Origin of the sequence: Phreatobacter sp., from assembly GCF_027532945.1 — a bacterium.
Classification (GTDB): domain Bacteria; phylum Pseudomonadota; class Alphaproteobacteria; order Rhizobiales; family Phreatobacteraceae; genus Phreatobacter.
Genome location: NZ_JAPZTZ010000028.1, coordinates 1 through 26,541, shown reverse-complemented (window position 1 = coordinate 26,541; position 26,541 = coordinate 1). Strand labels below are relative to the sequence as shown.

Annotated in this window: 27 protein-coding genes and 2 riboswitches; of the genes, 14 read left to right on the top strand and 13 right to left on the bottom strand. The window is 69.3% G+C overall.

Annotated features, from left to right (window positions below; translation table 11 throughout):
• Positions 1-219: 219 nt before the first annotated feature.
• From O9344_RS17735 to O9344_RS17725, 3 genes are all read left to right on the top strand, one after another.
• A complete protein-coding gene (locus O9344_RS17735) occupies positions 220-771 on the top strand; it encodes a peroxidase-related enzyme (RefSeq protein ID WP_298480728.1) in 552 nt (183 codons plus the stop codon).
• A gap of 85 nt (positions 772-856) precedes the next feature.
• Positions 857-1,531 (top strand): LON peptidase substrate-binding domain-containing protein, encoded by a 675-nt coding sequence (locus O9344_RS17730; RefSeq protein WP_298480498.1) that lies wholly within the window; start codon positions 857-859, stop codon positions 1,529-1,531.
• Positions 1,532-1,600: 69 nt separating this feature from the next.
• Complete coding sequence (locus tag O9344_RS17725; protein WP_298480495.1) at positions 1,601-1,825, top strand: Trm112 family protein; 225 nt, start codon at positions 1,601-1,603, stop codon at positions 1,823-1,825.
• 4 nt (positions 1,826-1,829) lie between these two features.
• Here O9344_RS17725 and O9344_RS17720 read toward each other — a convergent pair whose 3' ends face one another.
• From O9344_RS17720 to fdxA, 3 genes are all read right to left on the bottom strand, one after another.
• Entirely contained in the window at positions 1,830-2,702 is an 873-nt protein-coding gene (locus tag O9344_RS17720; protein WP_298480492.1) for an RNA polymerase factor sigma-32, read from the bottom strand.
• Positions 2,703-2,887: 185 nt separating this feature from the next.
• Positions 2,888-3,481 (bottom strand): CarD family transcriptional regulator, encoded by a 594-nt coding sequence (locus O9344_RS17715; RefSeq protein ID WP_298480489.1) that lies wholly within the window; start codon positions 3,479-3,481, stop codon positions 2,888-2,890.
• Between the two features lie 398 nt (positions 3,482-3,879).
• A complete protein-coding gene (gene fdxA, locus O9344_RS17710) occupies positions 3,880-4,215 on the bottom strand; it encodes a ferredoxin FdxA (RefSeq protein WP_298480487.1) in 336 nt (111 codons plus the stop codon).
• 160 nt (positions 4,216-4,375) lie between these two features.
• Here fdxA and htpX point away from each other — a divergent pair, with 160 nt between their 5' ends.
• The 5 genes from htpX to modC all read left to right on the top strand — a co-directional run bounded on the left by htpX (position 4,376) and on the right by modC (position 9,369).
• The gene (htpX, locus tag O9344_RS17705; protein WP_298480484.1) at positions 4,376-5,287 is read left to right on the top strand and encodes a zinc metalloprotease HtpX; all 912 of its coding nucleotides are present in this window, start codon (positions 4,376-4,378) and stop codon (positions 5,285-5,287) included.
• A gap of 46 nt (positions 5,288-5,333) precedes the next feature.
• Positions 5,334-6,689, top strand: a complete 1,356-nt coding sequence (locus tag O9344_RS17700) for an RsmB/NOP family class I SAM-dependent RNA methyltransferase (protein WP_298480481.1) — start codon at positions 5,334-5,336, stop codon at positions 6,687-6,689.
• Between the two features lie 74 nt (positions 6,690-6,763).
• Positions 6,764-7,546: a molybdate ABC transporter substrate-binding protein gene (gene modA / locus O9344_RS17695; protein ID WP_298480478.1), complete on the top strand. Its 783-nt coding sequence runs from the start codon at positions 6,764-6,766 to the stop codon at positions 7,544-7,546.
• 9 nt (positions 7,547-7,555) lie between these two features.
• The gene (gene modB, locus O9344_RS17690) at positions 7,556-8,260 is read left to right on the top strand and encodes a molybdate ABC transporter permease subunit (protein WP_298480475.1); all 705 of its coding nucleotides are present in this window, start codon (positions 7,556-7,558) and stop codon (positions 8,258-8,260) included.
• Complete coding sequence (gene modC, locus O9344_RS17685) at positions 8,257-9,369, top strand: molybdenum ABC transporter ATP-binding protein (RefSeq protein ID WP_298480472.1); 1,113 nt, start codon at positions 8,257-8,259, stop codon at positions 9,367-9,369. The genes modB and modC overlap by 4 nt, the downstream gene beginning before the upstream one ends.
• Here modC and O9344_RS17680 read toward each other — a convergent pair.
• Complete coding sequence (locus O9344_RS17680; protein ID WP_298480469.1) at positions 9,357-9,779, bottom strand: LysR family transcriptional regulator; 423 nt, start codon at positions 9,777-9,779, stop codon at positions 9,357-9,359. The two genes, modC and O9344_RS17680, sit on opposite strands and share 13 nt — an antisense overlap.
• A gap of 146 nt (positions 9,780-9,925) precedes the next feature.
• Positions 9,926-10,134, top strand: a riboswitch (cobalamin riboswitch).
• 33 nt (positions 10,135-10,167) lie between these two features.
• On the opposite strand from O9344_RS17680, the gene O9344_RS17675 reads away from it, so the two are divergent.
• Genes O9344_RS17675 through O9344_RS17665 form a run of 3 tightly spaced genes read left to right on the top strand, consistent with a single transcriptional unit; the run spans position 10,168 to position 13,948 of the window.
• Entirely contained in the window at positions 10,168-12,141 is a 1,974-nt protein-coding gene (locus tag O9344_RS17675; RefSeq protein ID WP_298480466.1) for a TonB-dependent receptor, read from the top strand.
• Positions 12,142-12,149: 8 nt separating this feature from the next.
• Positions 12,150-13,166, top strand: coding sequence for an iron ABC transporter permease (locus tag O9344_RS17670; protein WP_298480462.1), 1,017 nt, complete (start codon positions 12,150-12,152; stop codon positions 13,164-13,166).
• Positions 13,163-13,948 carry an ABC transporter ATP-binding protein gene (locus O9344_RS17665; protein ID WP_298480459.1) on the top strand — a complete coding sequence of 262 codons (786 nt, stop codon included), beginning with the start codon at positions 13,163-13,165 and terminating at the stop codon, positions 13,946-13,948. The genes O9344_RS17670 and O9344_RS17665 overlap by 4 nt, the downstream gene beginning before the upstream one ends.
• On the opposite strand, the gene cobD is transcribed toward O9344_RS17665, so the two are convergent.
• Complete coding sequence (cobD, locus tag O9344_RS17660) at positions 13,879-14,946, bottom strand: threonine-phosphate decarboxylase CobD (RefSeq protein WP_298480456.1); 1,068 nt, start codon at positions 14,944-14,946, stop codon at positions 13,879-13,881. The genes O9344_RS17665 and cobD overlap by 70 nt on opposite strands.
• Here cobD and O9344_RS17655 point away from each other — a divergent pair.
• The gene (locus tag O9344_RS17655) at positions 14,938-15,822 is read left to right on the top strand and encodes an ABC transporter substrate-binding protein (protein ID WP_298480453.1); all 885 of its coding nucleotides are present in this window, start codon (positions 14,938-14,940) and stop codon (positions 15,820-15,822) included. The two genes, cobD and O9344_RS17655, sit on opposite strands and share 9 nt — an antisense overlap.
• Positions 15,806-16,780, top strand: a complete 975-nt coding sequence (cbiB, locus tag O9344_RS17650; protein WP_298480449.1) for an adenosylcobinamide-phosphate synthase CbiB — start codon at positions 15,806-15,808, stop codon at positions 16,778-16,780. The genes O9344_RS17655 and cbiB overlap by 17 nt, the downstream gene beginning before the upstream one ends.
• Positions 16,781-16,786: 6 nt before the next feature.
• Here the strand turns inward: cbiB and O9344_RS17645 are convergent, their stop codons facing one another.
• The 3 genes from O9344_RS17645 to cobU are packed head-to-tail and all read right to left on the bottom strand — an operon-like array spanning position 16,787 to position 19,445.
• Positions 16,787-18,226, bottom strand: a complete 1,440-nt coding sequence (locus tag O9344_RS17645) for a cobyric acid synthase (protein WP_298480446.1) — start codon at positions 18,224-18,226, stop codon at positions 16,787-16,789.
• A 23-nt stretch (positions 18,227-18,249) separates the two neighbouring features.
• Positions 18,250-18,879 carry a cob(I)yrinic acid a,c-diamide adenosyltransferase gene (gene cobO, locus O9344_RS17640; protein WP_298480443.1) on the bottom strand — a complete coding sequence of 210 codons (630 nt, stop codon included), beginning with the start codon at positions 18,877-18,879 and terminating at the stop codon, positions 18,250-18,252.
• A 26-nt stretch (positions 18,880-18,905) separates the two neighbouring features.
• On the bottom strand, positions 18,906-19,445 hold the full coding sequence (gene cobU, locus O9344_RS17635) for a bifunctional adenosylcobinamide kinase/adenosylcobinamide-phosphate guanylyltransferase (protein ID WP_298480440.1): 540 nt from the start codon (positions 19,443-19,445) through the stop codon (positions 18,906-18,908).
• 103 nt (positions 19,446-19,548) lie between these two features.
• Positions 19,549-19,742: riboswitch (cobalamin riboswitch) on the bottom strand.
• Positions 19,743-19,855: 113 nt separating this feature from the next.
• Here cobU and O9344_RS17630 point away from each other — a divergent pair.
• On the top strand, positions 19,856-20,434 hold the full coding sequence (locus tag O9344_RS17630) for a GbsR/MarR family transcriptional regulator (RefSeq protein ID WP_298480438.1): 579 nt from the start codon (positions 19,856-19,858) through the stop codon (positions 20,432-20,434).
• Here O9344_RS17630 and O9344_RS17625 read toward each other — a convergent pair.
• The 5 genes from O9344_RS17625 to O9344_RS17605 form a co-directional block, all read right to left on the bottom strand.
• A complete protein-coding gene (locus O9344_RS17625; protein WP_298480435.1) occupies positions 20,425-21,429 on the bottom strand; it encodes a cytochrome d ubiquinol oxidase subunit II in 1,005 nt (334 codons plus the stop codon). The genes O9344_RS17630 and O9344_RS17625 overlap by 10 nt on opposite strands.
• A gap of 5 nt (positions 21,430-21,434) precedes the next feature.
• Positions 21,435-22,787, bottom strand: a complete 1,353-nt coding sequence (locus O9344_RS17620; protein ID WP_298480726.1) for a cytochrome ubiquinol oxidase subunit I — start codon at positions 22,785-22,787, stop codon at positions 21,435-21,437.
• Positions 22,788-23,257: 470 nt separating this feature from the next.
• Positions 23,258-23,398, bottom strand: coding sequence for a hypothetical protein (locus tag O9344_RS17615; RefSeq protein ID WP_298480432.1), 141 nt, complete (start codon positions 23,396-23,398; stop codon positions 23,258-23,260).
• A gap of 242 nt (positions 23,399-23,640) precedes the next feature.
• Positions 23,641-24,519, bottom strand: a complete 879-nt coding sequence (locus O9344_RS17610) for a polysaccharide deacetylase family protein (protein WP_298480429.1) — start codon at positions 24,517-24,519, stop codon at positions 23,641-23,643.
• Between the two features lie 111 nt (positions 24,520-24,630).
• Positions 24,631-26,238, bottom strand: a complete 1,608-nt coding sequence (locus O9344_RS17605) for a class I adenylate-forming enzyme family protein (protein WP_298480427.1) — start codon at positions 26,236-26,238, stop codon at positions 24,631-24,633.
• Between the last annotated feature and the right edge of the window lie 303 nt (positions 26,239-26,541).

Sequence of the window (26,541 nt, the reverse complement as noted above, 5' to 3'; positions counted from 1 at the left end):
CATGGCACCGCCATTTTCGGGAGAAGCGCGATGGCTGCGAAGAGCTCGGCGAAGACTGGCAAGGGCAAGCCGGTCACCAAGGCAGGGGTCGGCAAGGCAGCGGGTAGCAAGGCAGCGGCCAGCAAGGCCACCCCGGCCAAGACCGCGCCTGCGAAGGCTGCAAAGCCCGAGCCGATCAAGAGCGCCGAGAAGCCGCGCCCGGTGCCCAAGGCGGAGCCCATCATCGCCCTGGACCTCGCGCCGGCCGCGCTCGACGCCGAGACCGAGGCCTATTTCCGCAAATGCGTCGAGAAGATCGGCTTCGTGCCGAATGTGCTGCTCGCCTACACGCACGATCTCGCCAAGCTCAAGGCCTTTTCGGCCATGTACAACGACCTCATGCTGGCGCCCTCGGGGCTCAGCAAACTGGAGCGCGAGATGATCGCGGTGGCCGTCTCCTCGGTGAACCGCTGCTTCTACTGCCTCACCGCCCATGGCGCAGCGGTGCGCCAGCTCTCCGGCGACCCGGAACTCGGCGAGCTCATGGTGATGAACTACCGCGCGGCCAAGCTCGACGCCCGCCAGCGCGCCATGCTCGACTTCGCCGTGAAGCTGACGGAGGCCCCCTGGACCATCGACGAGCCCGACCGCGAGGCCCTGCGCAAGGCCGGCTTCTCGGAGAAGGATATCTGGGACATTGCCGCGACGGCCTCCTTCTACAACATGTCGAACCGCATGGCTTCGGCAACGGACATGCGGCCCAATCCGGAGTATCACGGCACCGCGCGCTGATTTGGCGCGGTGGGGGGACTGGCGGAGCGCGTCCGGCCCCCTAGATGACGGGGATGACCCTGTCATGTCGCCACGGAGCACTGCCATGGCCGCCAACGTGACCTACCGGGGCCCGGCAGACCTGCCGGACGTGATCCCCGTATTCCCCCTCCCGGGCGCCCTCCTGCTGCCACGCGGGCAGCTTCCGCTCAACATCTTCGAGCCGCGCTACCTCGCCATGATCGACGACGCCTTCCTGTCGGGGCATCGCCTCATCGGCATGGTGCAGCCGGTCCCGGCCGACGAAAACGCCCGCCGCCCGGCCCTGTCCGCGGTCGGCTGCGTTGGCCGGATCACCCAGCTCGCCGAGACGGGTGATGGCCGCTACATGCTCAGCCTCACCGGCATTGCCCGCTTCCGCATCCTTGAGGAAATGGCGGCGACCACCGCCTATCGCCAGTGCCGGGCCGATTTCGAGCCCTTCGCCGCTGACTTCGAGGCAAGGGCCGGCGAGGGCGAGGTCGACCGCGACGGCCTGCTCAAGACGCTGAAGGAGTTTCTCGAGGTCAACAGCCTCGAGGCCGACTGGGAGGGCATCAGCAGCGCCCCGACAGAGACGCTGGTCAATGCGCTCTGCATGATGTCGCCCTGGGGCATCAAGGAGAAGCAGGCGCTGCTGGAGGCGCCCGACCTGAAGACCCGCGCCGCCCTGCTCGTCGCCGTCACCGAGATGGCGCTCGCCAAGGACAAACCGGCGAGCGAGACCCAGACCCTCAACTGACCCTGGCGCGTCTGGCGCGGCGATCATGGCCGCGCTAGAGAGGACCCGCCCGCGACGAGGATTGCCGTCATGACCGAGCCGACGCCCGAGACAAAGACCGCCGTGCCCCAGACCCGGCCCGGCACTGTCGATCCGCGCCTGCTGGAAGTGCTCGTCTGCCCGGTGACCAAGGGCCCGCTGGAATTCGATGCCGCCGCGAACGAGCTGGTCTCGCGCGCCGCCCGCCTCGTCTATCCGATCCGCGAGGGCATTCCGATCATGCTGCCGGAAGAAGCCCGTCCGCTGGAGGACTGAGGCCTCACACGAGGGCGCTCGAGTCGGGGTGACGATCGACCAGCGCCTTGCGCAGCTTCTCGATCGCACGGCTCTCGATCTGCCGCACCCGCTCCTTGGAAATGCCGAGACGGGCGCCGAGTGATTCCAGCGTCGCCTGGTCCTCGTCGAGCCGTCGCGCCCGGATGATGTCGAGCTCGCGCGCCGAGAGCACGTGGAGCACGTCCCGCAGCCAGCGCACGCGCCTGTCGGTATCGATGGCCTCGCCCACCACCTCGTCCGGCGGCGGCGCCGCATCGGGCAGGTGATCGAGCCGCTCGCTGCTGTTCTGGCCGTCGGCCTCGAAGCTCGGGGCGTTGAGCGACATGTCGTTGGCGGAGAGCCGGGCGTCCATGACGGCGACGTCGGCGACGGAGACGCCAACGGCCTGGGCGATGTGCTGGTGGATCGCCGTCGAGCCGACGCCCGACCCCATCGTCTGGGACAGCTGCGCCCTGAGGCGGCGCAGGTTGAAGAACAGCGCCTTCTGGGCCGAGGACGTGCCACCGCGCACGATCGACCAGTTGCGCAGGATGTAGTCCTGGATCGAGGCGCGGATCCACCAGGTGGCATAGGTGGAGAAGCGCACCTCGCGTGACGGCTCGAAGCGGGCCGCCGCCTCCAGCAGGCCGACATGGCCCTCCTGGATGAGGTCCTGCATCGGCAGGCCGTAATTGCGGAAGCGGGCGGCAATGGCGATGACGAGCCGCATGTGCGACTGCGCCAGGCGATGCAGCGCCGCTTCGTCGGCGCCGTCTTTCCAGCGCACGGCGAGATCATGTTCCTCTTCGCGTGCGAGAAACGGGGCGTTCATCGCCGCCTTGGCGAGGATGCGACCGATGCCGTGTGCCTGAGCCATGATGTGTCCCCTGGGCGCGGATGCGCAGGCGGTCTTTGCTCTTGTCACGCTTTACGCAGGGGCGTGCGCTACGGATCAAAAGCGTCCCTGCGGATATGGGGGCTAAGCGATGGCCAGGCCACAGAAGCGAAGAGCCCGGCGCGGGGCCGGGCTCTCGGAAGGCTGGATCGTCAGGTTCGGGCGGATCAGGCCGCCTCGACCTCGGGTTCGTCGCTCTCGTCGGCATCGTCCGCCTCGGCCTCAGCCTTGGCCGGACCACGGCGCGGGCCCTTGGCGAGCTGCGCCTCGATCATCTTCACGGCCTCGGCCTCGCCGACGCGCTCGACGGCGGCGAGCTCGCGGGCCATGCGGTCGAGGGCCTGTTCGTAGAGCTGGCGCTCCGAATAGGACTGCTCGGGCTGGGCGTCGGAACGGAACAGGTCGCGGACGACCTCGGAAATGGCGATCAGGTCGCCGGAATTGATCTTCGCTTCATATTCCTGGGCGCGGCGCGACCACATGGTGCGCTTGACGCGTGCGCGGCCCTTGAGCACTTCCATGGCCTTGGCCATGACGTCGGGCTCGGCCAGCTTGCGCATTCCGACCTGGGCGATCTTGGCGGTGGGCACGCGAAGCGTCATCTTGTCCTTCTCGAAGGTGATGACGAACAGCTCGAGCTTGAAGCCGGCAATGTCCTGCTCCTCGATGGAGACGATCTGCCCGACGCCGTGGGACGGATAGACGATATACTCGTTCGTCTTGAAGCCCTGACGGGTCTGCGCGTTCTTCTTCACGGTCATACTGCGCCTTACTCCTCGTCGGCCGTGGCCGGCCGGTGGTGATGCCCGCGATGGAAGCGATGCTCCTGCGGGTCCACGGCCGCACCGCGGCGCCGTGGCGTTTCGCGCGAAAGGGACTCTGCCGGATCGCCCGACCGGTCCCTGACGTCAGGCGACGAGAAAACGATCTTCCGCGGCGCGATCAGCGGCCCGCGAGGGCTCCATCGCGACGATTCATCGGATTTTTCCGAAAAATAACGCTCCTCACGAGGGGAGCGCACCGGTGGGACCGCTTTTCTGATCGACTGTGGCCGCACCATACCACAATTTTCGCCGAATTCAAAGGCTTGGCGACGAGACTGTCCTGCGACCCGCCCCGCACCCGGCACCATTCGCCGGGTTTGGTTACCGCCAGTCGATCAGTCGCCGGCGCCCGGTTCGGTCGACAGGAGGCCTTCCTTGCCCGGCTTGCCATCCCAGTCCTTGGCATCCGCCAGCGCGTCGCGCTTCTGCGTGATGTTCGGCCATTTTCCGGCGAAATCGGCGTTGATCGCCAGCCACTTCTCCAGCCCCGGCTCGGTATCCGGCTTGATCGCTTCGGCCGGGCATTCCGGCTCGCAGACGCCGCAGTCGATGCATTCGTCCGGATGGATCACGAGAAAGTTCTCGCCCTCATAGAAGCAATCGACCGGACAGACCTCCACACAATCCGTGTACTTGCACTTGATGCAGTTCTCGGTGACCACGTAGGTCATGCGGGATCTCCGGCATGCGGGGGGCGACCAAGCCGATTACCAGATCAACTCGTTCGTACGCAAGCGACCCGGGCCGAGCCACGCGCCTGCGACAGGGCGGACCCTTGTCCGACGGCCGGTCGCATCCAATCTTGGGGCCGAACCCGCAGGAGGGGTGTCGATGAACTACATGAAGACTGCCATCCTCCTTGCCGCCATGACGGCGCTCTTTATGGGCGTCGGCTTTCTCATCGGCGGCCAGGCCGGCATGCTGATCGCGCTGGCGGTGGCCTGCGCCATGAATTTCTGGAGCTACTGGGGCTCTGACCGCGCCGTTCTGAACATGTACGGCGCGCAGGAGGTCGACCAGCACAGCGCCCCGGACCTCTGGCAGATGACCTATGAGATGACCCAGCGCGCCGGCATGCCCATGCCGCGGCTGTTCATCATCCACGAGGACCAGCCGAACGCCTTCGCCACGGGCCGCAACCCCGAGAACGCCGCTGTCGCGGTGAACACGGGCCTCCTCAACATGCTGACGCGCGAGGAGGTGGCGGGCGTCGTCGCGCACGAGCTCGCCCACATCAGGAACCGCGACACGCTGACCATGACCATCACCGCGACGCTCGCCGGCGCGGTCTCGATGCTCGCCAATTTCGCGGCCTTCTCCGGCGGCAACAGCGACAACCGCAATGGCTTCGGCATCATCGGCACCATCGCCATGATGATCCTTGCCCCGCTCGCAGCCTCCATCGTCCAGATGGCGATCTCCAGGTCGCGCGAATACGAGGCGGACAAGCTCGGCGCCGAGATCTGCGGCAACCCGATCTGGCTCGCCTCGGCGCTGGCCAAGATCGCCGGCGGCCACGGCATGACGGTGAACAACACGGCCGAGCACAATCCGCAGACCGCGCACATGTTCATCATCAACCCGCTCTCGGGCGAGCGGATGGACAATCTGTTCTCCACCCATCCGGACACAGGCAACCGCATCGCGGCGCTGCAGCAGCTCGCCCAGGCCTGGGGCGTCGGCTACCTGCCGCCTCAGGCCCCCGCATGGGGCGCGCGCCCCTCGCGCGGTCCGTGGGGGTGATGGGCGGCGCTTGCGGCGGCGGGGGTTCCGCGCCTAAACGGGCGGGATGAGCAAGCCCCCCGGCGCCAGGCGCCCGTTCTTCCCGGCCCGCAAGCCCAAGGCCCCGCCGCCGCCACCGCCGGGCCTGCCGGCGCGACGGCGCGCCTGCGACCTCGTAGAGGCGGTGCTGCTGCGCCGCCGCCCGCTCGACGAGGCGCTGGAGGAGCCGACGGATCTCTCCGCCCTCGACTGGGCGCTCGCCCGCAAGATCGCCGCGACCACCCTGCGGCGCCTCGGCTCCATCGACCGCCTGCTTGCCGAACGCCTGGCGAAGGGCCTGCCCGAAGGCCTGCCGCGCCTCGAAACCGTGTTGCGCACCGCGGCCTGCCAGATCCTCTTCCTCGACGTGCCCGACTATGCCGCCGTCGACACGGCGGTGCGCATGGTCGAGGCCAACAAGAAGACGCAGGGCTTCGCCGGGCTCACCAATGCCGTGCTCCGCGGCCTCACCCGCGACCGCGAGGCCGACCTCGCCAGCCTCGACCCGCTCGACGACCTCGCACCCTGGCTGCGCGAGCGGTGGATCGCGACCTATGGCGAGGCGACCACCCGCGCCATCGCGGCAGCCGTGATCCACGAGCCGCCCCTCGACCTGACCGTCAAGGCCGACGCGGCAGGCCGGGCGAAGCGCCTCGGCGGCACGCTGCTGCCGACGGGCTCCCTTCGGCTCCTTCCCGATGGCGCGGTGCCGGATCTCGAAGGCTTCGACGAGGGCGCCTGGTGGGTGCAGGACGCCGCCGCTGCCCTCCCCGCGCGCCTCCTCGGCGACGTCAGGGGCCTCGCCGTCGCCGATCTCTGCGCCGCCCCCGGTGGCAAGACGGCGCAGCTCGCCAGCGCCGGCGCCCATGTCACCGCCGTCGACCGCAATCCCCGCCGCCTCGAACGCCTCGCCGAGAATATGGCGCGGCTGAAGCTCGACGTCGCGATCCGCGCCGTGGATGCGCTGGAGCTCGACGGCACCTATGACGCGATCCTGCTGGACGCCCCCTGCGCCGCGACCGGCACGCTGCGCGGCCATCCCGACGTGACGCACCTGAAATCGGCCGCCGACGTGGACGGGCTGGCACGCCTGCAGGCACGCCTGCTCGACCGCCTCGCCGACCTCCTGAAACCCGGTGGACGGGCCGTCTATTGCACCTGCTCGCTGGAGCCCGAAGAGGGCGAGGCGCAGATTGCCGCACTGCTCGCACGGGAACAGCGCCTGGTGCTCGACCCCATCACCCCCGATGAGATCCCCGGCATTACCGATTTCGTCACGCCCGCGGGCCATCTGCGGACATTGCCCAGCCATTGGCCGCATGACGAGCCGCGCATGGCGGGTCTCGATGGTTTCTTTGCGGCCCGCCTCAAGCGCATCGCCTGACGCCGCAACCGGCTTGACGGCGCCACCGGGACAGGGCGTTATGCGCAGCGATATATCCCACTGAGCATAACGCTATGCGCATCCCTGGCTTCAGCCGCCGCATCCTGCCCCTCGTCCTGCTGGCGGGGCTCGCAGCCCCGGCCCGGGGGCAGGAGACGCGCCCGCTCGTGGTCTTCGCCGCCGCCAGCCTGCAGACCGCCCTCACCGCCATCGCCTCGGACTGGCAGCGCGAGACGGGCAAGCGCGTGACCTTCTCCTTCGCGGCCTCCTCGGCGCTTGCCCGCCAGCTCGACCAGGGCGCGCCAGCCGACCTTTTCGCCTCGGCTGACCTCGACTGGATGGACTTCGCCGAGCAGCGCCGCCTCATCCGCGCCGGCACCCGCCGCACCCTGCTCGGCAACAGCCTCGTCCTGATCGAGCCGGTGAGCGAGACCCCCTCAACCCTTGCCATCGGCCCCGGTTTCCCCTTGGCCGCAGCCATCGGCTCATCGCGCCTCGCCACCGGCAATGTCCAGTCCGTGCCGGTCGGCCGCTATGCCCAGGCCACGCTGACCGCGCTCGGCGTCTGGCCGGAGGTTGCCCCGCGCATCGCCGGCGGCGACAATGTCCGTGCGGCGCTCGCCCTCGTGGCGCGCGGCGAGGCGCGCTTCGGCATCGTCTATGCGACCGATGCCAGGACCGAGCCGCGGGTACGGGTCGTCGGCACCTTTCCGGCGGCCAGCCACCCGCCCATCGCCTATCCGGTCGCCGTGACCGCGGCGTCCACCCATCCGGACGCGGCCGCTCTCCTCGCCTATCTCGCCTCGCCGGCTGCCATCCGGATCTTCGAGGCTGAAGGCTTCACGGTCCTGCGCTAGACCCGCTCCATGGATGCGTTCTCGCTCACCCCCGAGGAATGGACGGCGATCAACCTCAGCCTGCGCGTCGCCACCGTCGCGACTCTGGCAAGCCTGCCGCTCGGCATCCTCACCGCCCTGCTGCTGGCGCGCGGGCGCTTTCCCGGCAAGAGCCTCGTGGATGCGCTGGTCCACCTGCCGCTGGTCCTGCCACCGGTTGTCACCGGCTACGTCCTCTTGGTCCTTTTCGGCCGCCGCGGACCGATCGGCGCCTGGCTGGAAGCAACCTTCGGCATCGTCCTCGCCTTCCGCTGGACCGGCGCGGCCCTCGCCTGCGCGGTGATGGGCTTTCCGCTGATGGTGCGCGCCGTCCGCCTCTCCATCGAGGCCATCGACGCGCGGCTCGGCGAGGCCGCCGGCACGCTCGGGGCCTCCCCGGCCTGGGTGTTCCTCACCGTTACCCTGCCACTGGCGCTCCCCGGAATCATTGCGGGAGCCGTGCTGTGCTTTGCCAAGGCGCTCGGCGAGTTCGGCGCCACCATCACCTTCGTCTCGAACATTCCCGGTGAAACGCAGACCCTCCCGTCGGCGATCTACAACGCCACCCAGGTCCCCGGTGGCGACGCCATCGCGCTCCGGCTATCGGTCGTCGCCGTCATCATCGCTCTGGCCGCCCTCGTCGCCTCCGAGTGGCTGGCGCGGCGCAGCGGCAACCGTCATGGGGCGCCGGCATGATCCGCTTCGCCTGCCGCCTCACCCGTCCCGGTTTTGCCCTCGACACCACCTTTACGGCAGGACAAGGCGTCACCGCCCTCTTCGGCCCGTCCGGGTCGGGAAAGTCCACCGTCATCCGCCTGCTCGCGGGCCTTGAGCGCCCGAAAGAGGGGCGCATCGCCGTGGGCGACACCCTGCTGCTCGACACCGGCAGCGGCATCGCAGTGCCACCGCACCGTCGCCGCATGGGCCTCGTCTTCCAGGACGCGCTGCTGCTGCCGCATCTCTCGGTGAAGGCGAACCTCACCTATGGCCGCTGGTTCACGCCGCGCGCCGAGCGCCGCATCACCTTCGATCCGGTGGTGGAGGTCCTCGGCATCGGTCACCTGCTCGACCGTCGCCCGGCAACGCTCTCGGGCGGCGAGCGCCAGCGCGTCGCCATAGGCCGAGCCTTGCTCGCAAGCCCGCGCCTCCTGCTCATGGACGAACCGCTCGCCTCGCTCGACCAGGCGCGACGCCAGGAAATCCTGCCCTTCATCGAGCGGTTGCGCGACGCCTTCGCCCTGCCGGTGGTCTATGTCAGCCATGCCGTAGAGGAAGTGACGCGCCTCGCCAGTCATGTGGTGCGGCTCGACGCCGGACGGGTGGTGGCCGAGGGCACGCCTGCCGATGTTTTCGCCGCTGGCCGGGAGATTCCGGGCAGCGACCGCTTCGCCCTGCGCTCGGTGCTCACCGCCCGCATCAGGCAGCGCCTGCCGGCCTACGGCGTCACCCTCCTGGACCATCCCGCCGGCGACATCGTCGTGCCGGGCCTGCTGACGGCGGAGGCCGAGGTGCGCCTCGCCATCCGCGCCACCGACGTCACCCTGTCCCGTGGCGCGACCGAGGGCCTCAGCACCCGCACGGTGCTGGGTGGCACCGTCACCCGCATCGATCCGGACGCCGGCGGCCCCTTCGTCACCGTGACGCTGACGCTCACCGGCGGTGACGTGATCATCGCGGCCGTGACGCGGCTCGCCGCCGAGGCGCTGGACCTCGCGCCGGGTGTTCCGGTGAAGGCGCTGGTCAAGGCCGGCGCGATCGATGAGAGCTCCCTACCGGGCGCGGTGCCAACGGCTCAGCCCGGCTGATCCGGCTCGTCCACCAGGTCGGTCTCGAAGGGCGCGAATTCCTCGCGGATCGCGGCGCGCGTGCGCTCCTCGACGCGCCGATAGGCGGCCACCAGCGCCCGGCCGAAATCGGTGAGCTTCGCCCCGCCGCCATGGCTGCCGCCGGCGGAGGTGACCACGACGGGACGGCGGAACAGCCGGTTCACCTCGTCCACCAGCAGCCAGGCGCGGCGGTAGCTCATGCCGAGTTCGCGGCCTGCCGCCGAGATCGACCCGGTGCGGCCGATCGCGTCCAGCAGGTCAGCCTTGCCCGGACCGAGCCGCGTCGTGCCGGACAGCACGATTCGCAGGCGGAGTTCCGACCGCGCAAAGCGATCCTCCGTCGACTGCCGCGGCACATCCGTGTCCTTGTCCGATCCCGGTTCGCCCATCGGCGAGCACTCCCCACGCCCCCCGGTCTAGCAAGCCCGCCCCCGGGCGTCACCGATTCCCCGCGCCGACTTGTCCACAGCCCTCCCCCTAAGGGGGGACGCGGATGCCCCAGCGGCACGGCTTGCGGGCGCCTGCGCCCCGTGGTTGTGATGGCGCTGCTCTGGGTGCCCGCCGCGAGGCGGGTGAAACGGGAATGCGGTGCGGGTCGAAAGACCCCATGCCGCAGCTGCCCCCGCAACTGTAAGCGACGCCAAGCTCCACGCACCACTGGTCCCCCGGGACTGGGAAGGTTGGAGCCGGTCCTCACCGGACCAGTCGCGAGCCAGGAGACCGGCCCAGAGTGTCCTCAGACCCCAAACTTCGGCGGTGGGCCGAAGAAGGTGACACATGGTTCGCGACCCTCTCCGGGCAAGGCTTGCCCTTGCCGCCGCATGCGCGGCTTTTTCCGCTGTTTCTACGCCTGCTTTCAGCCAGTCTCCGCCACAACCACGCGAGACCGAACTCCCTTCCATCGACATCACGGTCACCGCCAACCGCTCGCCGACCGAGATCCAGCGCACTGGCAGCGCCATCACCGTCGTGCCGCGGGAGCAGTTGCAATCCTCCAATCCCGGCTCGCTCGTCGATGTGCTGCGCACGGTGCCCGGCCTCGACGTGACCGAGACCGGCGGCCCCGGCGCCTCCACCTCGGTGCGCCTGCGCGGAGCGAACTCCGGCCAGACCCTCGTGCTGATCGACGGTATCCGTGTCGGCGATCCCTCGTCGACCAGCGGCGAGTTCGACATATCGAGCCTGTCGCCGGCCCTCATCGACCGGATCGAGGTGCTGCGCGGCCCGCAGAGCGCCCTCTATGGCTCCGACGCCATGGGCGGCGTCATCAACATCATCACCAAGCGCGGCCTCGGCCCGACCGGCGCCTTCGCCCAGGTCGAGGGCGGCAGCTATGGCACCGGCGCCGTCTCCGGCGGTGTCCACGGCTCGCAGGGTCCCTGGAGCTACGCCGCCTCCGGCTCCTTCGCGCGGTCCGACGGATTCTCGCGCTACGGCTATCGCATCAGCCGCTTCGACCCTGCCGTGACCGCCGGCTACGACGCCGACGGCTACAACCGCTTCAGCGGCTATGGCCGGGTCGGCTACGATCCGGGTACCGGCTTCCGCTTCGAGGCGGGTGTGATGGCCAGCACCACGCGCTCCGAATATGACGCGGCCTCCGGCAGGTACCCGGACACGCCGAACGTGTCATTCCGCCGCTTCTACCAACTCTACGGCCGCGGCTCGTGGGACACGCTGGACGGCGCGCTCACCCACGCAATCACCACCTTCTTTGCCCGCTCGGAGCGCATCTTCCGCGAGGTGCGCTACGGGTCGAACCAGACGCCGGCCCAGACCACCGCGACATTGTCCGAGTATTATGGCCAGCGCGTCGGTGCCGAATACCAGGGCGACCTGCGGCTGGGCCTCGCCGGACGGGTCACCTTCGGTGCCCGGCTCGAGCGCGAGACGGCTGAGACCTTCTCTGAGCGCAGCCTGCCGACGCCGATCGCCCGCGCCTCGACCCTGGAGGCCGGGCAGAACACGCGTGCCCTCTTCGCGCTGTGGCAATTGCCCATCGGCGAACGGCTTGATCTGTCCATCGGCGGTCGCATCGATGACGTTGTCGGCGTTGCGCGCTTCGCCACCTGGCGCGGTACGCTGGCCTACCGGATCACTGAGACAGGCACCAAGCTGCGCGCCAGCGCCGGCACGGGCGGCAAGGCGCCGACTCTGTTCCAGCTCTACGCGCCGATCTACGGCAATCCCTCGCTCTCGCCCGAGACCAGCATCGGCTTCGACGCCGGCATCGACCAGTCCTTCCTCGGCGGCCGCGGCACCCTGTCGGTTACCGCCTTCTCCAACCGCTTCTCGAACCTCATCGAGTTCAACTCGGCGACCAGCAGCTATTTCAACGTGGCGCGGGCCGAGACCCGCGGTGTCGAGATGGCGGCGAGCGTGGTGTTCTGGCCGGATTTCGTCAGGATGCGGGCGGGCTGGACCTATCTTGAGGCGAGGGACCTCGGCACCGGCCTGACGCTGGCCCGTCGTCCGCGCAATGTCGGCACCCTCGGCTTCGTGGTGACGCCGACGCCGGCCTGGAGCATCGAGCCATCCATGACCTTCGTCTCGCAGCGCTATTCGGGAAGCGGCGAGAGCCTGCGCCTCAACCCCTACATGCGGTTCGACCTGAGGACCTCCTACCAGATCGACAGGACCTGGACCGCCTTCGCGCGGGTCGAGAACCTCACCAATGTCCGCTATGAGGAGGTCTTCAATTACGGGACCGCCGGCCGGTCCTTCTATGCCGGCCTGAGGGCGAACTGGTGAGCGAAGCGATGACCATGACGAGCCTGGCGCGGCGGGGACTGGTCCCCGGCCTCGCCCTCCTCGTCGCGGTCCTCGCCATTGCCTCCCTTGCGGCGGGGCCGGTGCGCCTTGCCCCCTCCGACATCGTCGCGGCCCTCCTTGGCCGCGGCGATGACGCCATCCGCACCATCGTCACCGAGATCCGGCTGCCGCGGGCGATCCTCGCGGTGGCCATTGGCGGCATCCTCGGCCTGTCGGGCGCCGCCATGCAGGGCCTGCTGCGCAATCCGCTCGCCGCCCCCTCGCTCTTCGGTGCGCCGCAATCGGCGGCCTTTGCGGCGGTCGCGACCATTTCGCTCGGGCTCAACGACGCCCTGTCCTGGGGCCTGCCGGTCGCGGCCATTGCCGGCGCCTTCCTCTCGGTCTTCGTGCTGGTGGCGGTGGCCGGCCGCAATGCCAGCCTCCTGCTCCTCATTCTCTCCGGCCTTGCCATCTCGAGCCTGGCCGGTGCCGGCACGGCGCTGGCGATGAATCTGGCGCCCAACCCCTTCGCCGCGCTGGAGATCGCCTTCTGGCTGCTCGGCTCGCTCGAGGACCGCTCGATGCGCCACGTGGCGCTGGCGCTGCCCTTCATCATTCCCGCCGCGCTCATTCTCTATATGCAGCGCGGCGCCTTCCGGGCCCTTTCGCTCGGCGAGGAGGCGGCCGAGAGCCTTGGCGTCGGCGTCTCTCGCCTGCGCCTCGTCGTCATCACCGGCGTGGCGCTGGGGGTCGGCGCCGCCGTCTCGGTCGCCGGCACCATCGCCTTCATCGGCCTCGTCGCCCCGCACCTGATGCGGCCACTGGTCGGCTACGATCCGGCGCGCCTTCTTGTCCCCAGCGCCCTCACCGGCGCGGCGCTGCTGCTCGCCGCCGACATCGCGGTGCGCATCATCCCCGCGACCACCAACATCAAGGTCGGCGTGCTCACCGCCACCATCGGCGTTCCCTTCTTCCTCTGGCTCATCGTCAGGGAGCGGCGCAGCCTTGCCGGCGGCGTGGCATGAGCGAGGTGGCGCATCTCCTCGTCGCGGACGGTGTCGGCGTCGCCTATGGCGGCTGCCCGGTTGTCACCGATGCCGGCTTTCGGCTGGATGCCGGCCGGCTCGTCGCCCTGGTCGGGCCGAATGGCGCGGGGAAGACGACGCTGCTGCGGGCACTCGGCGGCCTCGCACCCTCGACCGGGCGCATCACCGTCGCCGGCACGGACCTCGCACAATTGCCGCCGCGCGAGCGGGCCCGCCGCATCGCCTTCCTGCCGCAGGGCCATGTGGTGCACTGGCCGCTCAGCGCCCGCGACGTCGTGGCGCTCGGGCGCTACCCCCACGGCCTTGCCGATCCGTCCCGCATGGGCGAGCGCGACGCTGCCATCGTCGATGCAGCCCTCGCCCGCACCGATGCCAGCGCCTTTGCCGGGCGGCAGGTGACGACGCTCTCGGGCGGCGAACGCGCCCGCGTCATGCTGGCCCGCGTCCTCGCGGTGGAGGCGCCGATCCTGCTGGCGGACGAACCGACCGCCGCCCTCGATCCGCGTCACCAGATCGGCATCATGGCGGCGCTGCGCGAGGAGGCCCGGCGCGGCGCCCTCGTCATCGCCGTGACCCACGATCTCGGCCTCGCCGCCCGCATGGCCGACGAGGTCATGGTCATCGACCGCGGCCGCATCGTCGCGCGCGGCGAACCGCGCGCCGTGCTGACGCCTCAGCTGATGCGGGATGTCTATGGCGTCGATGCGCTCGTGACGGAGCACGCGGGCGAGCCTGTCATCGTGCCCTGGACCGCTCCATGAGCCGGCTCAGCGGCGAGCGCCCGCACGGCGGCAGCGAGGCGGTCGAGGCCCGCGGCCTCGGGCGGCAGCCCGAAGCGCAGAAGCGTCTCGTCCCAGTCGAATCGCCTGACCCAGATCCGTGCCGCTGCGAGCCCCTCGTGCATCCGGCGGGCCTCGGGATGGCGCACGAGGCGGTAGAGGTCGGTGCCACCGGCCGGCGCGAAATCGGTCTCCGCGAGAACGGCATCGAGGGCAGCAGCTTCGGTCGCGAGCCTCTCGCGCATGGTCTCGGCCCAGCGCTCGTCACCGAGCGCCGCGGCGCCGATGGCGAGGGCCGGCCCTGCTACGGCCCATGGACCAAGAGCGGCGGCGATCAGCCCGGCAATGACCGGCGGGGCCACGGCAAATCCGAGCCTCACGCCGGCAAGACCGAAGAACTTGCCGAAGGATCTGAGCACCACGACCGGGGCATCGCGGCACAGGCCGGCGGCTGTCGCCTCCGGCCTGAGGTCGAGAAAGGATTCGTCGATGACGAGCCAGCCGCCCCGCGCATCGACGAGGCGCGCGGCCTCGGCGAGGTCGACGGGATCGGTCCAGCGCCCGTCCGGATTGTTGGGATTCACCACCACCACGTGGCGCACACACTCCGGAATCGCCGTGAGATCACCGATCATGTGCACCTTGGCGCCGACCCGCCGCCACGACAGGGCGTGCTCGCCATAGGTCGGCCCGACCACCGCGACATCGCCGGCGGGCGCGAGATGCGGCAGCCACTGGATCAGCGCCTGCGTGCCCGGCGCGGCGACGAGGCCGATCCCGTCCGGCAGCCGATAGGCGCGGCGCGCGGTATCGATGAGCCGGCTGCGCGCCCCCTCCGCCGGCAGCGCAGTCCAGGCCTCGGCGGGCAGGTCCGGCAGCGGGAAGGCATGCGGGTTGATGCCGGTCGACAGGTCGAGCCAGTCGCCGCGCGTGCCCCCGTGGAGGGTCATGGCCGTGGTGAGGTCGCCGCCGTGCTGCATCGCCCGTCCCTGCCATGGCGCCGCCGCCTTGGCCAGTCGCTCGCCGGCATCGCCGCTCTGCTGGCGGCCACCACCGCCGCCAAGGCGGAGCCCCCGGCCCGCATCGCCTCGATCAACATGTGCACCGATCAGTTGCTGGTCGATCTCGCCCGCCCGGACCAGATCGTGGGCTTGAGCCCCTTCGCCCACGATGGCTGGCGGTCATGGGCCGCCGCCCGGGCCAGGGCTTTTCCGGCCCTGTCCGGCACGGCGGAGGAGATCATCGTGCTGAAGCCGGACCTCGTGCTGGCTGGCCGCTTCACCCGGCAGGCGACGCGCGCCTTCATTCGCGACCGGGGCATCGCCATGGAGGAGTTCGACGTGGTGCGCACGGTCGCCGATGCGCGGCGGCAGATCCTCCGCGTCGCCGCCATCGTCGGCGCGCAAGCGGCGGGCGAGGCCCGGGCTTCAGCCCTCGATGCCGCCATGGAGCGGTTGAGGGCGGCGGCGAAGGGACAGCCGCTGCGCATCCTGCCCCTTGCCCGGCGCGGCTGGGTCGCCGGACAGGACAGCGTCATCACCGACCTCCTCAAGGCCGCCGGCCTCGTCAATGTCGCCGGTGAGGCAGGGCTCCGCTCCGGCGGCTTCCTCTCGGTGGAGGAGATCGTCATGCTGAAGCCTGACGCCATCCTCATCAGCCGCGACGCAGACGGCGCCGAGGACCAGGGCCAGGCGATGCTGGTCCATCCTGCCATCGCCGAGCGCTTCCCCGCAGAGCGCCGCATCGTCCTCCCCGAGGCGCTTACGGTCTGCGGCGGGCCCATGCTGGTCGAGGCCATCGACAGGCTCGCAGCGCAGATCGCCGCGCTGACTCCCCGCCGTGCTCCTCCACACTGACGCCATCCTCATCCTGCTGGTCGCGCTGGCCATCGATGCGGTGGTGGGCGATCCGGATGCAGTCTGGCGGCGGGTTCCCCATCCCGTCGCCTGGATGGGCGCGCTCATCGCAAGGCTCGACACCGCCTGGAACCGGCCGGAGGCGAAAGCCGCCAAGCGCAAGGCCGCGGGCGTCGCGGCGCTGGCGGTGATCCTGTGCGTGGCCATCGCGGCAGGGGCCGTCGCGGAGGCGATGCTACGCGCCCTCCCGTGGCACACATGGACCATCGGCGTCGTTGCCGCGGTGCTGCTGGCCCAGAACAGCCTCTATGTCCATGTGGCGCGGGTGGCCGAGGCCTTCGCGACCGGCGGCATCGCGGAGGCCCGCCGCGCTGTCGCGATGATCGTCGGCCGCGACCCCGAAAGTCTCGACGAGGCCGGCATCTGTCGCGCCGCCATCGAGACGGCGGCGGAGAATTTCTCCGACGGCGTCGTCGCCCCGGCCTTCTGGTTCGCGGTTCTCGGCCTGCCGGGCCTTGCAGCCTACAAGGCCGTCAACACCGCCGATTCCATGATCGGCCATCTGTCCGAGCGGCATCGCGACTTTGGCTGGGCTGCGGCCCGCTGCGACGACCTTCTCAACCTCGTGCCTGCTCGCCTCGCCGGCCTGCTTGTGACGGCGGCCGCACCGCTGGCGGCCGGCTCGCCGGCCAAGGCCCTCCGGGTGATGATCCGCGATGCCCGCCTGCACCGCTCGCCCAATGCCGGCTGGCCAGAGGCGGCCATGGCCGGCGCCCTCGGGCTCGCCCTCGCTGGGCCCCGGCGCTACGGCGCGCGGCTCGTCGACGATCCCTTCCTCCATGCCGAGGGCCGACGCGAGGCGACGCCGGGTGACATCCGGCGCGCCCTTCGCGTCATGATCAGTGCATGCCTGGGGCTCGCCGCCATAGTCGCCGCGGGCGCGCTGCTTGTGTCCTGAGCCGGCTTAGCGACTCCGCGCCACCGCGATCAAGGCCTCGATATTGCAATGGGCCTCGCAATGGTCGGCCAGCGCATCGAGCGTCGCCTCGACCGTTGCCTCGTAGGCCAGATCGCTCGCCCGCCCGAAATTCCGGAGGTAGGCATTGCGGAAGCGGTCGTCGGCGAAGAGCCCGTGGACGTAGCAGCCCTCCACCAGCCCGTCGGCGCTGGTCGCGCCGTCGCAGCGACCGTCGATATGGAGGATCGGCCGCATGCAGTCCGGCCCGGTCGTCCGGCCAAGATGGATCTCATAGCCCTCGACCCGCTCGCCGCTGGCGATATGGAGGCCGGTCACCGGCTGAACCGTCTTGTCAGGCGTGAGCACCGTGTGGATGTCGAGATGACCGAGCCCCGGCGCCGAACCGCGCGGACCTTCGAGCCCTTCTGGGTCGGCAATGGACCGGCCGAGCATCTGGTAGCCGCCGCAGATGCCGAGAACACGCCCCCCGCGGCGCAGATGGGCGGCGAGATCGATGTCCCAGCCGACGGCGCGCAAACCGGCGAGATCGCCGATCGTCGACTTGGACCCCGGCAGGATGACGAGGGATGCCTCCGCCGGCAGCGGCTCGCCGGGGGCGACGAAGCGCAGATCGACCTCCGGCTCCTGGGCCAGCGGGTCGAGATCGTCGAAATTGGCGATGCGGGAGAGGATCGGCACGGCGATGACAAGCCGGCCCCGGTCGCCCTTCGGACGCGCAAGGTCGAGGGCGTCTTCCGCCGGCAGGCGATGCGCCTCGGCGAACCACGGTACGACGCCCATGGAGGGCCAGCCGGTTCGCTCAGTGATGGCGGTGAGGCCGCCATCGAACAGCGAGACCTCGCCGCGGAACTTGTTGATGAGGAAGCCCCTCACCAGCGCCTGCTCCTCCGGCGCGATCACCGCATGGGTACCGACGAGGCTGGCAATGACGCCGCCGCGGTCGATGTCGCCGATGAGGACCACCGGGACCTCCGCGGCAAGCGCGAAACCCATATTGGCGATATCGCCGGCCCGCAGGTTGATCTCGGCCGGGCTGCCGGCCCCCTCGACGAGGACGATGTCGGCCTCGGCCTCGAGATGGGCGAAGCTCTCCAGCACCTTCGGCATGAGCTCGCCCTTGCGAGCGCCGAAGCTCCTCGCCTCAAGCGTCCCGGCGCGCTGGCCCTGAACGATGACCTGCGCGCCCTTGTCGGTCTCCGGCTTGAGCAGCACCGGGTTCATATGCACCGACGCCGCGACGCCGGCCGCCCGGGCCTGCAAGGCCTGCGCCCGGCCGATTTCGCCGCCATCGGCGGTGACGGCGGCATTGTTCGACATGTTCTGCGGCTTGAAGGGGCGCACCGCGAAGCCGCGGCGGTGAAGAGCCCTCGCGAGACCGGCAACCAGAGTCGACTTGCCGACATTGGAGCCGGTACCCTGCAACATCAGGGCGGGCGGGCGTTTCCGGATCAAAACTCGATGCCCTTCTGCGCTTTCACGCCATCGCGGAAGGGATGCTTCACCAGCGTCATCTCGGTGACGAGGTCTGCCATGGTGACGAGTTCGGCCGGCGCATTGCGGCCGGTAATGACGACATGCTTGCCCGGCGGCGTCTCGGCCTTGAGGAAATCGACGACCTCCTCGACGGGCAGATAGCCATAGCGCAGCACGATGTTGAGCTCGTCGAGCAGCACCATGGCGTGGCGGTCGTCGCGAATGAAATCCTTCGAGAGTTCCCACGCCGCGCGGGCCGAGGCGATGTCGGCAGCGCGGTCCTGCGTGTCCCAGGTAAAGCCGTCGCCCATGATGGCGAGGGTGCAGAGGTCCGGAAAGCGCCGGAGCAGCAGGGCCTCGCCGGTGACGAAGGATTCGGCCTTGGTGAACTGCACCACCGCCACAGGCATGTCGTGGCCGATATGGCGGAACACCATGCCGAGCGCGGCGGACGTCTTTCCCTTGCCGGTGCCGGTATGGACGATGAGCAGCCCCTTCTCGACCGTCTTGGTGGCCATCATGCGGGCCCGCGCCACCTGCACCTTCTTCATCTTTTCAGCGTGGCGGCTGTTGGCGGCAGAATCGGCGATGGACGTATCGGTCATGAAAAGGATCTTTCGGAAACGGGAGGTCAGGCAGGTTTGAGGGTGAAGGGCAGGCCGGCCGCGACAAAGAAGACGTGGTCGGCTCTGGCGGCGATGGCCTGGTTGAGGCGACCCTGCGCATCGCGGAAGGCTCGGCCGAGCGGCGTCTCGGGCACGAGGCCGAGGCCGACCTCATTGGAGACGAGGACGACCGGGCAGGTCGCGGCAGCCAGCGCAACGAGCAGCTCTTCCTGCCGCCCCTCCGGCGTCTCGCCGGCAAGCATGAGGTTGGACAGCCAGAGGGTCAGGCAGTCGACAAGGATGCTGCGACCTGGGCGGGCCTCCCGCCGGATGACGCCCGCGACATCGAGCGGCTCCTCGACGGTGGCCCAGCCGCGACCGGCGCGGTCGGCGCGGTGGCGGGCGATGCGCTCGGCCATCTCGGCGTCATGGGCCTCGGCCGTGGCGATGTAGAGGGGTTCTGCGCCGGCGCCGAGCACCAGGCGTTCGGCATGGGCCGACTTGCCGGATCGCGCGCCACCGAGGACGAGCGTGACGGGCCCGGTGCGTGGGGGAAAGGGTGACACGGATCGATCCCGGCGCCAGGCGCCAGATGCCAGCCCTGACGGTCGAGACCCGGCATTTGGCCTCGCCAGCGCGCCGCCCGTGCTCCCCGCCGGGCTGCGTCCATCAGCAGCGTTCACGAGCAGCCGGTCTCCTGGCTCGCGACTAGGGGCGCCCCGCCGGCCTTCCCGACCTCATGGCCAGTGGCTGTCGATGGGGCTCGTCGCCTACAGTTGCGGGGGCAGCCGCGGCTTCGGGCGAACCCCCACCGCATTCCCGTTTCACCCGCCGGGGCGGGCACTGCTCGTAAGGCCAAGGTTGCACAACCAAAGGGAGCGCTCAACGTCACCTGCCGCACATGGTAAACCCATCGACGTTGATCGGCAGAGCCCATTCCGCTAGTGCGGAGCCGACTGACGAGGCTGACCCAACGATGAACCTGCCGCCGCTCATCCAGGCCTTCGTGCTCCATTTCGGCGAGATGGGTTCGCGCTGGGGCATCAACCGCACCGTCGGCCAGGTCTATGCGGTGTTCTTCCTCGCCGACCGGCCGCTCTGCGCCGACGATCTCGTCGATGCCCTCGGCGTGGCGCGCTCCAATGTCGCCATGGCGCTGAAGGAGTTGCAGAGCTGGGAGCTTATCCGGCTGAAGCACGTGCCCGGCGAGCGGCGCGACTTCTACGTGACGCTGGAGGATGTCTGGGCGATCGTCCGCAAGCTGGTGGAGCAACGCAAGCGCCGCGAGATCGACCCGACCATGACGATCCTGCGCGAATTGCTCATGGAGCAGCCGGGATCGGAGGCCGAGCGCTACGCCCAGGGGCGGATGCAGGCCATGCACGAGGCCATCGACCTGCTCACCACCTGGTACGACGACGTCGAGCGGCTGGAGACAGAGCGGCTGATCCAGCTCCTCAGCCTCGGCTCGCGCATCGTCAAGGCGCTGGACTGGAAGGACAAGCTCTTCCCCGGCAAGGCGCGCCGGGGCAAGGGCGACGACGATCAGTCGTAACGCAGCTCACCCGCCTTGCCGCGGAACACCCAGTAGCTGAAGGCCGAGTAGGCGATGATGACCGGCACGACGACCAGCGCGCCGACGAGGATGATGGCGAGGCTCTCGGGTGCCGCCGCCGCCGCATAGATGGTCAGCCTGTCCGGGACGATGAACGGATAGAAGGAATAGGCGAGGCCGAAGAAGGCCAGCACCATGATGCCCGCAGAGCCGGCGAAAGGCACCCAGCGGAACCGGTCGCGCGAATCCGGCAGGTGCGACAGGGCGATGAACACCGCCACCGCGAGGAGGCCGGCGGTGATCGGCAGCGGCGACAGGAACAGGATCTCCGGCAGGGAGAACCACTTGGTGAAGATGCGCGGCGAGACGAGCGGCGTCGCCACCGAGATGGCGAGGAAGCCGATCATGGTCAGCACCAGCGCCAGCCTCGCCCGGCTCACCGCATAGCGCTGCAGGTCGCCCTCGGTCTTGATGATGAGCCAGGTGGCGCCCATCAGCGCATAGCCGGCGGCAACGCACACCGCCGTCAACAGCCCGAAGGAGACGGTGGGCAGCGTGCTCTCAAGCCCGGTCACATAGAGGCCGAGCATGTAGCCCTGGGTGAGCGCGGTGAGCAGCGAGCCGCCAAAGAAGGCGCGGTCCCACAGCGGCTTCCACGAGGCCTCGGCCTTGGCGCGGAACTCGAAGGCGACGCCGCGCAGGATCAGCGCCACCAGCATCAGCGCCACCGGCAGGTAGAGCGCGGTGAGGATCATGCCATGGGCGATCGGGAAGGCGACGAGCAGCAGGCCGATGGCAAGCACCAGCCAGGTCTCGTTGGCATCCCAGAACGGCCCGATGGAGGCGACCATGCGGTCCCGGTCAGCGCCACTGGCGCCTGGGAAGAGGATCCCGACGCCAAGGTCGAAGCCGTCGAGGACGACATAGATCAGGATCGACAGGCCCATCAGGGCGGCGAAGGCGAGCGGCAGCCAGACGGCGGGATCGTTGAACATCGGGTTCACTCCGCCGCGACGAAGGCGTTGGGATGGGGCGTCGGGCCGGTCTCTACCGGCTTGCCGGCCGCACCCTTGCGGGCGAGCAGGAACAGCGTCGCGATATAGGCCGCGAGCAGCGCGGCATAGACAAGGAGATAGACGACGAGCGTCGTCGCCACCATCGCGGCCGGCACCGCCGAGACCGCGTCCGACGTGCGCAGCACGCCCGAGACGAGCCAAGGCTGGCGGCCGATCTCGGTGACGTACCAGCCGGCGAGCGTCGCCACCCAACCCGAGAAGGTCATGGCGACGAGGCCGCGCGCCAGCCACGGATGCGGCTCTCCGCGCCGCCACAGCCAGAGGGCCGCGCCCCACGAGACCAGCAGCATCAGCATGCCGACGCCGACCATGATGCGGAAGGCGAAGAAGACCGGCGCCACCGGCGGATGCTGGCCCACATAGTCGTTGAGGCCGGGAATGACGCCCTGCGGATCATGCTTGAGGATGAGGCTGGCGCCATAGGGCACGCCGATCTCGAAGCGGTTCTCGCGCGCCTTCTCGTCGGGCCAGGCGAAGAGAAGGAGCGGCTTGGCGGGACCGGTCTCCCAGTTGCCCTCCATGGCCGCGACCTTCTGCGGCTGGTGCTTCAGCGTGTTGAGGCCATGCATGTCGCCGGCGAAGATCTGGATCGGAATGAGGATCGCGGCGACGCCGACGCCGAAGCGCATGGCCGAGAGCACGGCCGGGGAGCGGTCGTTCCTCAGCCAGCGATAGGCGGAGAGGCCGGCGATGAGGAAGGCCGCCGTCAGGCCCGAGGCCAGCAGCATATGCGCCAGCCGATAGGGCATGGACGGATTGAAGATGATGGCGAACCAGTCGGTGGCATGGACCACGCCGTTGCGGATCTCGAAGCCGACCGGCGTATGCATCCACGAGTTCAGCACGATGATCCAGAAGGCCGAGAGCGTGGTACCGCCGGCGACCAGCACGGTGGCCAAGGTGTGCACCCAGCCCGGCACCTTGCGGAAGCCGAAGAGCATGATCCCGAGAAACACGGCCTCCAGAAAGAAGGCGGTCATCACCTCATAGGCCAGAAGCGGGCCGGCGACATTGCCGACCTTCTCCATGAAGCCCGGCCAGTTCGTGCCGAACTGGAAGCTCATGGTGATGCCGGAGACAACACCGAGGGCGAAGGACAGGGCGAAGACCTTTACCCAGAAATGGTAGACATCCATCCACTTCATGTCGCCGGTCGCGCGGTAGCGCAGCTTGAAGAAGACCAGCGCCCAGCCCATCGCGATGGTGATGGTGGGGAAGAGGATGTGGAAGGAAATGTTGGCGGCGAACTGGATCCGCGCGAGGATGGTCGGGTCCATGATGGGGGAGTCCATGGCGTCAAGGCTCCTGTTCCTGGCCGGGGGATACCGGAACACCCGCGAGCCGGGACCATGCCGGGACGCGGTGCATCACAATGCCGCCGCGACGTGACGGCTGCAATGCGACGGAGGCGCAGGCGGCGGCGGACCAGGGCATCGGGGGAAAGTCTGGCTATCGCTAATTTCTGTTATTTCTGAAAATATCGATAGCGCCTTGAAAAGCAAGACCGCTGGCCCTGCCGAAACGCCGCGCCCACCGGCGAGGACACTGGAGGGCGCAACATGGTGAGGAATGGCTGGATGCGGGGGCCGCTGCCAGTTGCGCCGCGATCAGGCGGCGCGCACCGTCGCGGGGAAGGTCTGCAGCTCCTATTGCATCCGCCCGGCCGTGGCCACCGCCAGGCCATCTGGACGAAGGCGAAGGAATAGGTCTGGCCGCGGTCCGGACCGAAGCGCTCAGTGCCGACGTCTCAGCGGTTCGTCGCAAGGATGACGGGCGTCACCGTCACAACGGCCGATTGCGGCGCAGGGGGCCGCAGGGCCACCGTCGAGAACAGGATGAGGCCAAACGAGCCGACCACAAGGCTCCAGTCAGCCATCTGGTGCAGCATCGTCCGTTGCTTCAGGACCCTGGCGCTAACCGGCGCGGGAACAGCGGCATCGGCGGGGTCATAACGTTCAAGCATGGACGATCAAAGCCAACGGCATCGGGAAGTCCGATGATCGGGCCGAAGCCGTCCAGAGGCAATGAAATGGCCAGCTGAATGTACCCGCCTCCGGAGAATATCAACGCAGCGCCCCTGGGCAGCGGAGGAGATTTTCCCCTCGTGTCGCAACCGGCCCCGGTGGCCGGTCAGCCGGCGGCGCGGACGCCCTGGTACCAGTCGTGGATCTCCTCGCCGTTCCAGAAGACCACGTCGCCGAGCGAGCGCGCGTAGTCGTAGACCTCCTCGAGGTAACGGATGCGGTGCGGCTGGCCGGAAATATAGGGGTGGATCGCCACGGCCATGATCTTGGCGCGCTCGGCGCCCTCGGGGTGCAGCCGGTCGAGGCTGTCGCGGCACCGCTGCGCCCAATAAGGGCTCTCGTGGTGCTGGACGATCATAGTGGGAATGTCATTGAGTTCGACCGTGTAGGGCAGCGTGGTCAGGGGTCCGTGGGCGGTGTCGATCACCGAGGGCTCGTCGTCCCAGACCCAGTCGCCGATATACTTCACCCCCGCCTCGGCGAGGAGGTCGGGCGTCTCCAGCGTCTGCGTCAGGCCGGGGCCGAGCCAGCCGATGGGACGCTTGCCGGCGAAGCGCTCGAGGATGTCCATGGAGCGGTGGATCATGCCGCGCTGGTCCTCCACCTTGTGGATCGGCATCTGCTCATAGGCATGGCCCATGAACTCCCAGCCGGCATCGCGCGCCTCGGCCGCCACGCGCTCGTAATCCTCGCAGACACGGGCATTGATGGAGAGGGTGGGGCGGATGCCGAGCCGGCGATAGAGGTCGAAGAAGCGCCACACCCCCACCCGCATCCCGTATTCGTGCCAGCTCCAGTTCGGCACGTCCGGCAGCAGGACCTGCCCGGTCGGTGCCGGAAGCACCTGACGGGCCATGGGGCGGGAAATGTCCCAGACCTCGAGATTGACGATGGTCCAGAGCACGACCCTTGCCCCGCCGGGCAGCTTCAGCGGCGGCCGGTCGACGATGGCGGAATAGGGAGCGCGGTCGCGGGGAAGGGTCATGGGGGCCTGCGGGACAACGGTCTGATCAGCGGTGGCGCGATTGTATACATACGCGCCGGACCTGCGTCACGGATCGTCGCCGGGAGCACCTGCCGCAAAAAGCAGCATGGTTCAGGCCACGGGCCTCAGCCCCTCGCGCAGAAGGCGCTTCATCACCTTGCCATTGGCGTTGCGCGGCAATGGCTCGGTGGTCAGCGTCAGCGTCTCCGGCACCTTGTAGTCGGAGAGCCGCGCCGCACACCAGTCGCGGATTGTCTGCGTGGCCGGCTCGCTCGCGTCGGTGACGACCACGGCGTGGACGCGCTCGCCGAGCACGGCACAGGGCACCGCCACGACGGCGCATTCGACGACGCCCGGGCAGGCGACGAGCACGGTCTCGACCTCGGCGGTGAAGATCTTGTAGCCACCCCGGTTGATCATGTCCTTCTTGCGGTCGAGAACCTGCACGAAGCCCTCCGCATCGATGCAGCCGAGATCGCCGGAATGCCAGAAGCCGGCGGTGAAGCCCTCGGCCGTCGCCGCCGCATTGCCCCAGTAGCCCTTCACCACATGCGGGCCGGCGATCCAGATCTCGCCGACCTCGCCGGCTCGCACCTCGCGACCCCGGTCGTCCACCACGAGAATCTCGACCCCCGGCGCGGCCATCCCGACGCTATGGCCATGGGTCGCCGTATAGCGCGGCGGCATGATCGTCGTCGGCGAGGTGGTCTCGGTGGCGCCATAGGCATTCATCAGCGCGAGGTCGGGGCAGCGGGCGGCGAGCCGCTCGATCGTCGGCGTCGGCATGGGCGCGCCGCCATAGCCACCGATCCGCCAGGCCGAGAGGTCGTGCGCGTCGAAATCGGGCTGCAGCAGACAGAGATTGTACATGGCCGGCACGAGCACTGACTGGGTCATGCGCTCCCGTGCGGCGAGGCTGAGAAAATCCGAGGCCTTGAAGGACGGCATGATGATGAGCGTCGCCGACGCGCGAACGGTCGCGGTGATGTTGGCGATGAGGCCGGTGACATGGCTGAGCGGCACGGCGGCGAGCGAGCGGTCCGCCGAAGTCAGACCCATGCAATGCTCGTAGACCAGCGAGGAATGGACGATGCCGAGATGGGTGAGCATGGCGCCCTTCGGCCGTCCGGTCGTCCCGGACGTGTAGAGGATCACCGCGAGGTCCTCCTCATCCACGTCGGCGACCGGCGGCACCGGCAGGGCCCCGGCGCGGGCGACCAGATCGGCGAGGCGGTCGCCACCCTCTCCACCGACCGTGACGCGCCGTGCCGGGGCCGGAAGGTCGCTGTCCGCGGGCAAGCGGTCCGCCATCTCGGTCTCGTGGACGAGGAGCCGCGCGCCGCAATCGGCGAGGATATGGGCGATCTCCGGCGCCTGGAGGCGCAAGCCCATGGGCACCGACACCGCGCCGAGGCGCGCCAGGGCGAAGAGGGCGGTGACGAAATCCGTTCGGTTTCCCACCAGCAGCCCGACGCGGTCGCCGGCCACCACGCCAGCCGCCACGAAACCCGCGGCCATCCGGCCGACCGCACCGTCGAGCGCGGCATAGGTCCAGCGGACGTCATCGCAGACAATCGCCTCGCCGCCGGGCCGCCGGGCGACGGCCTCGTCCAGCAGCGCGAAGAGGCTTGCCGGCCGGTCGGCGAAGCAGGAGACCACGCGATCGCCGAAATGGGCCTCGCGGCGGAGGGGCGGCGGAGAGGTGTCGCGCCAGCTCATGATCTGCTCCTGCGGCTGCCGGTCGGCGGTGTCAGGGGGAGACGCCGTCCGGCTGGATGCGCCAAGATCACCGACAATCGCGGGCCCGCGCCACTGGCGGTTGGACAGAGTGTCAGGAGCCGCCCGCCGGCGGCCAGCACAGGGCTCCATGTCACGCGATCCGGTTCCGCAAGGCTTGTCGGCTCACGGTTTCGCGACCAATGATCACGGATGTGCGATTGTGCAATGATGCAAGTTTAAACTTTCATCCATCGTTGCAATTTCTCAAGTTCGTGATTGGCAAGTGATCGGGCAGAGGTCCAT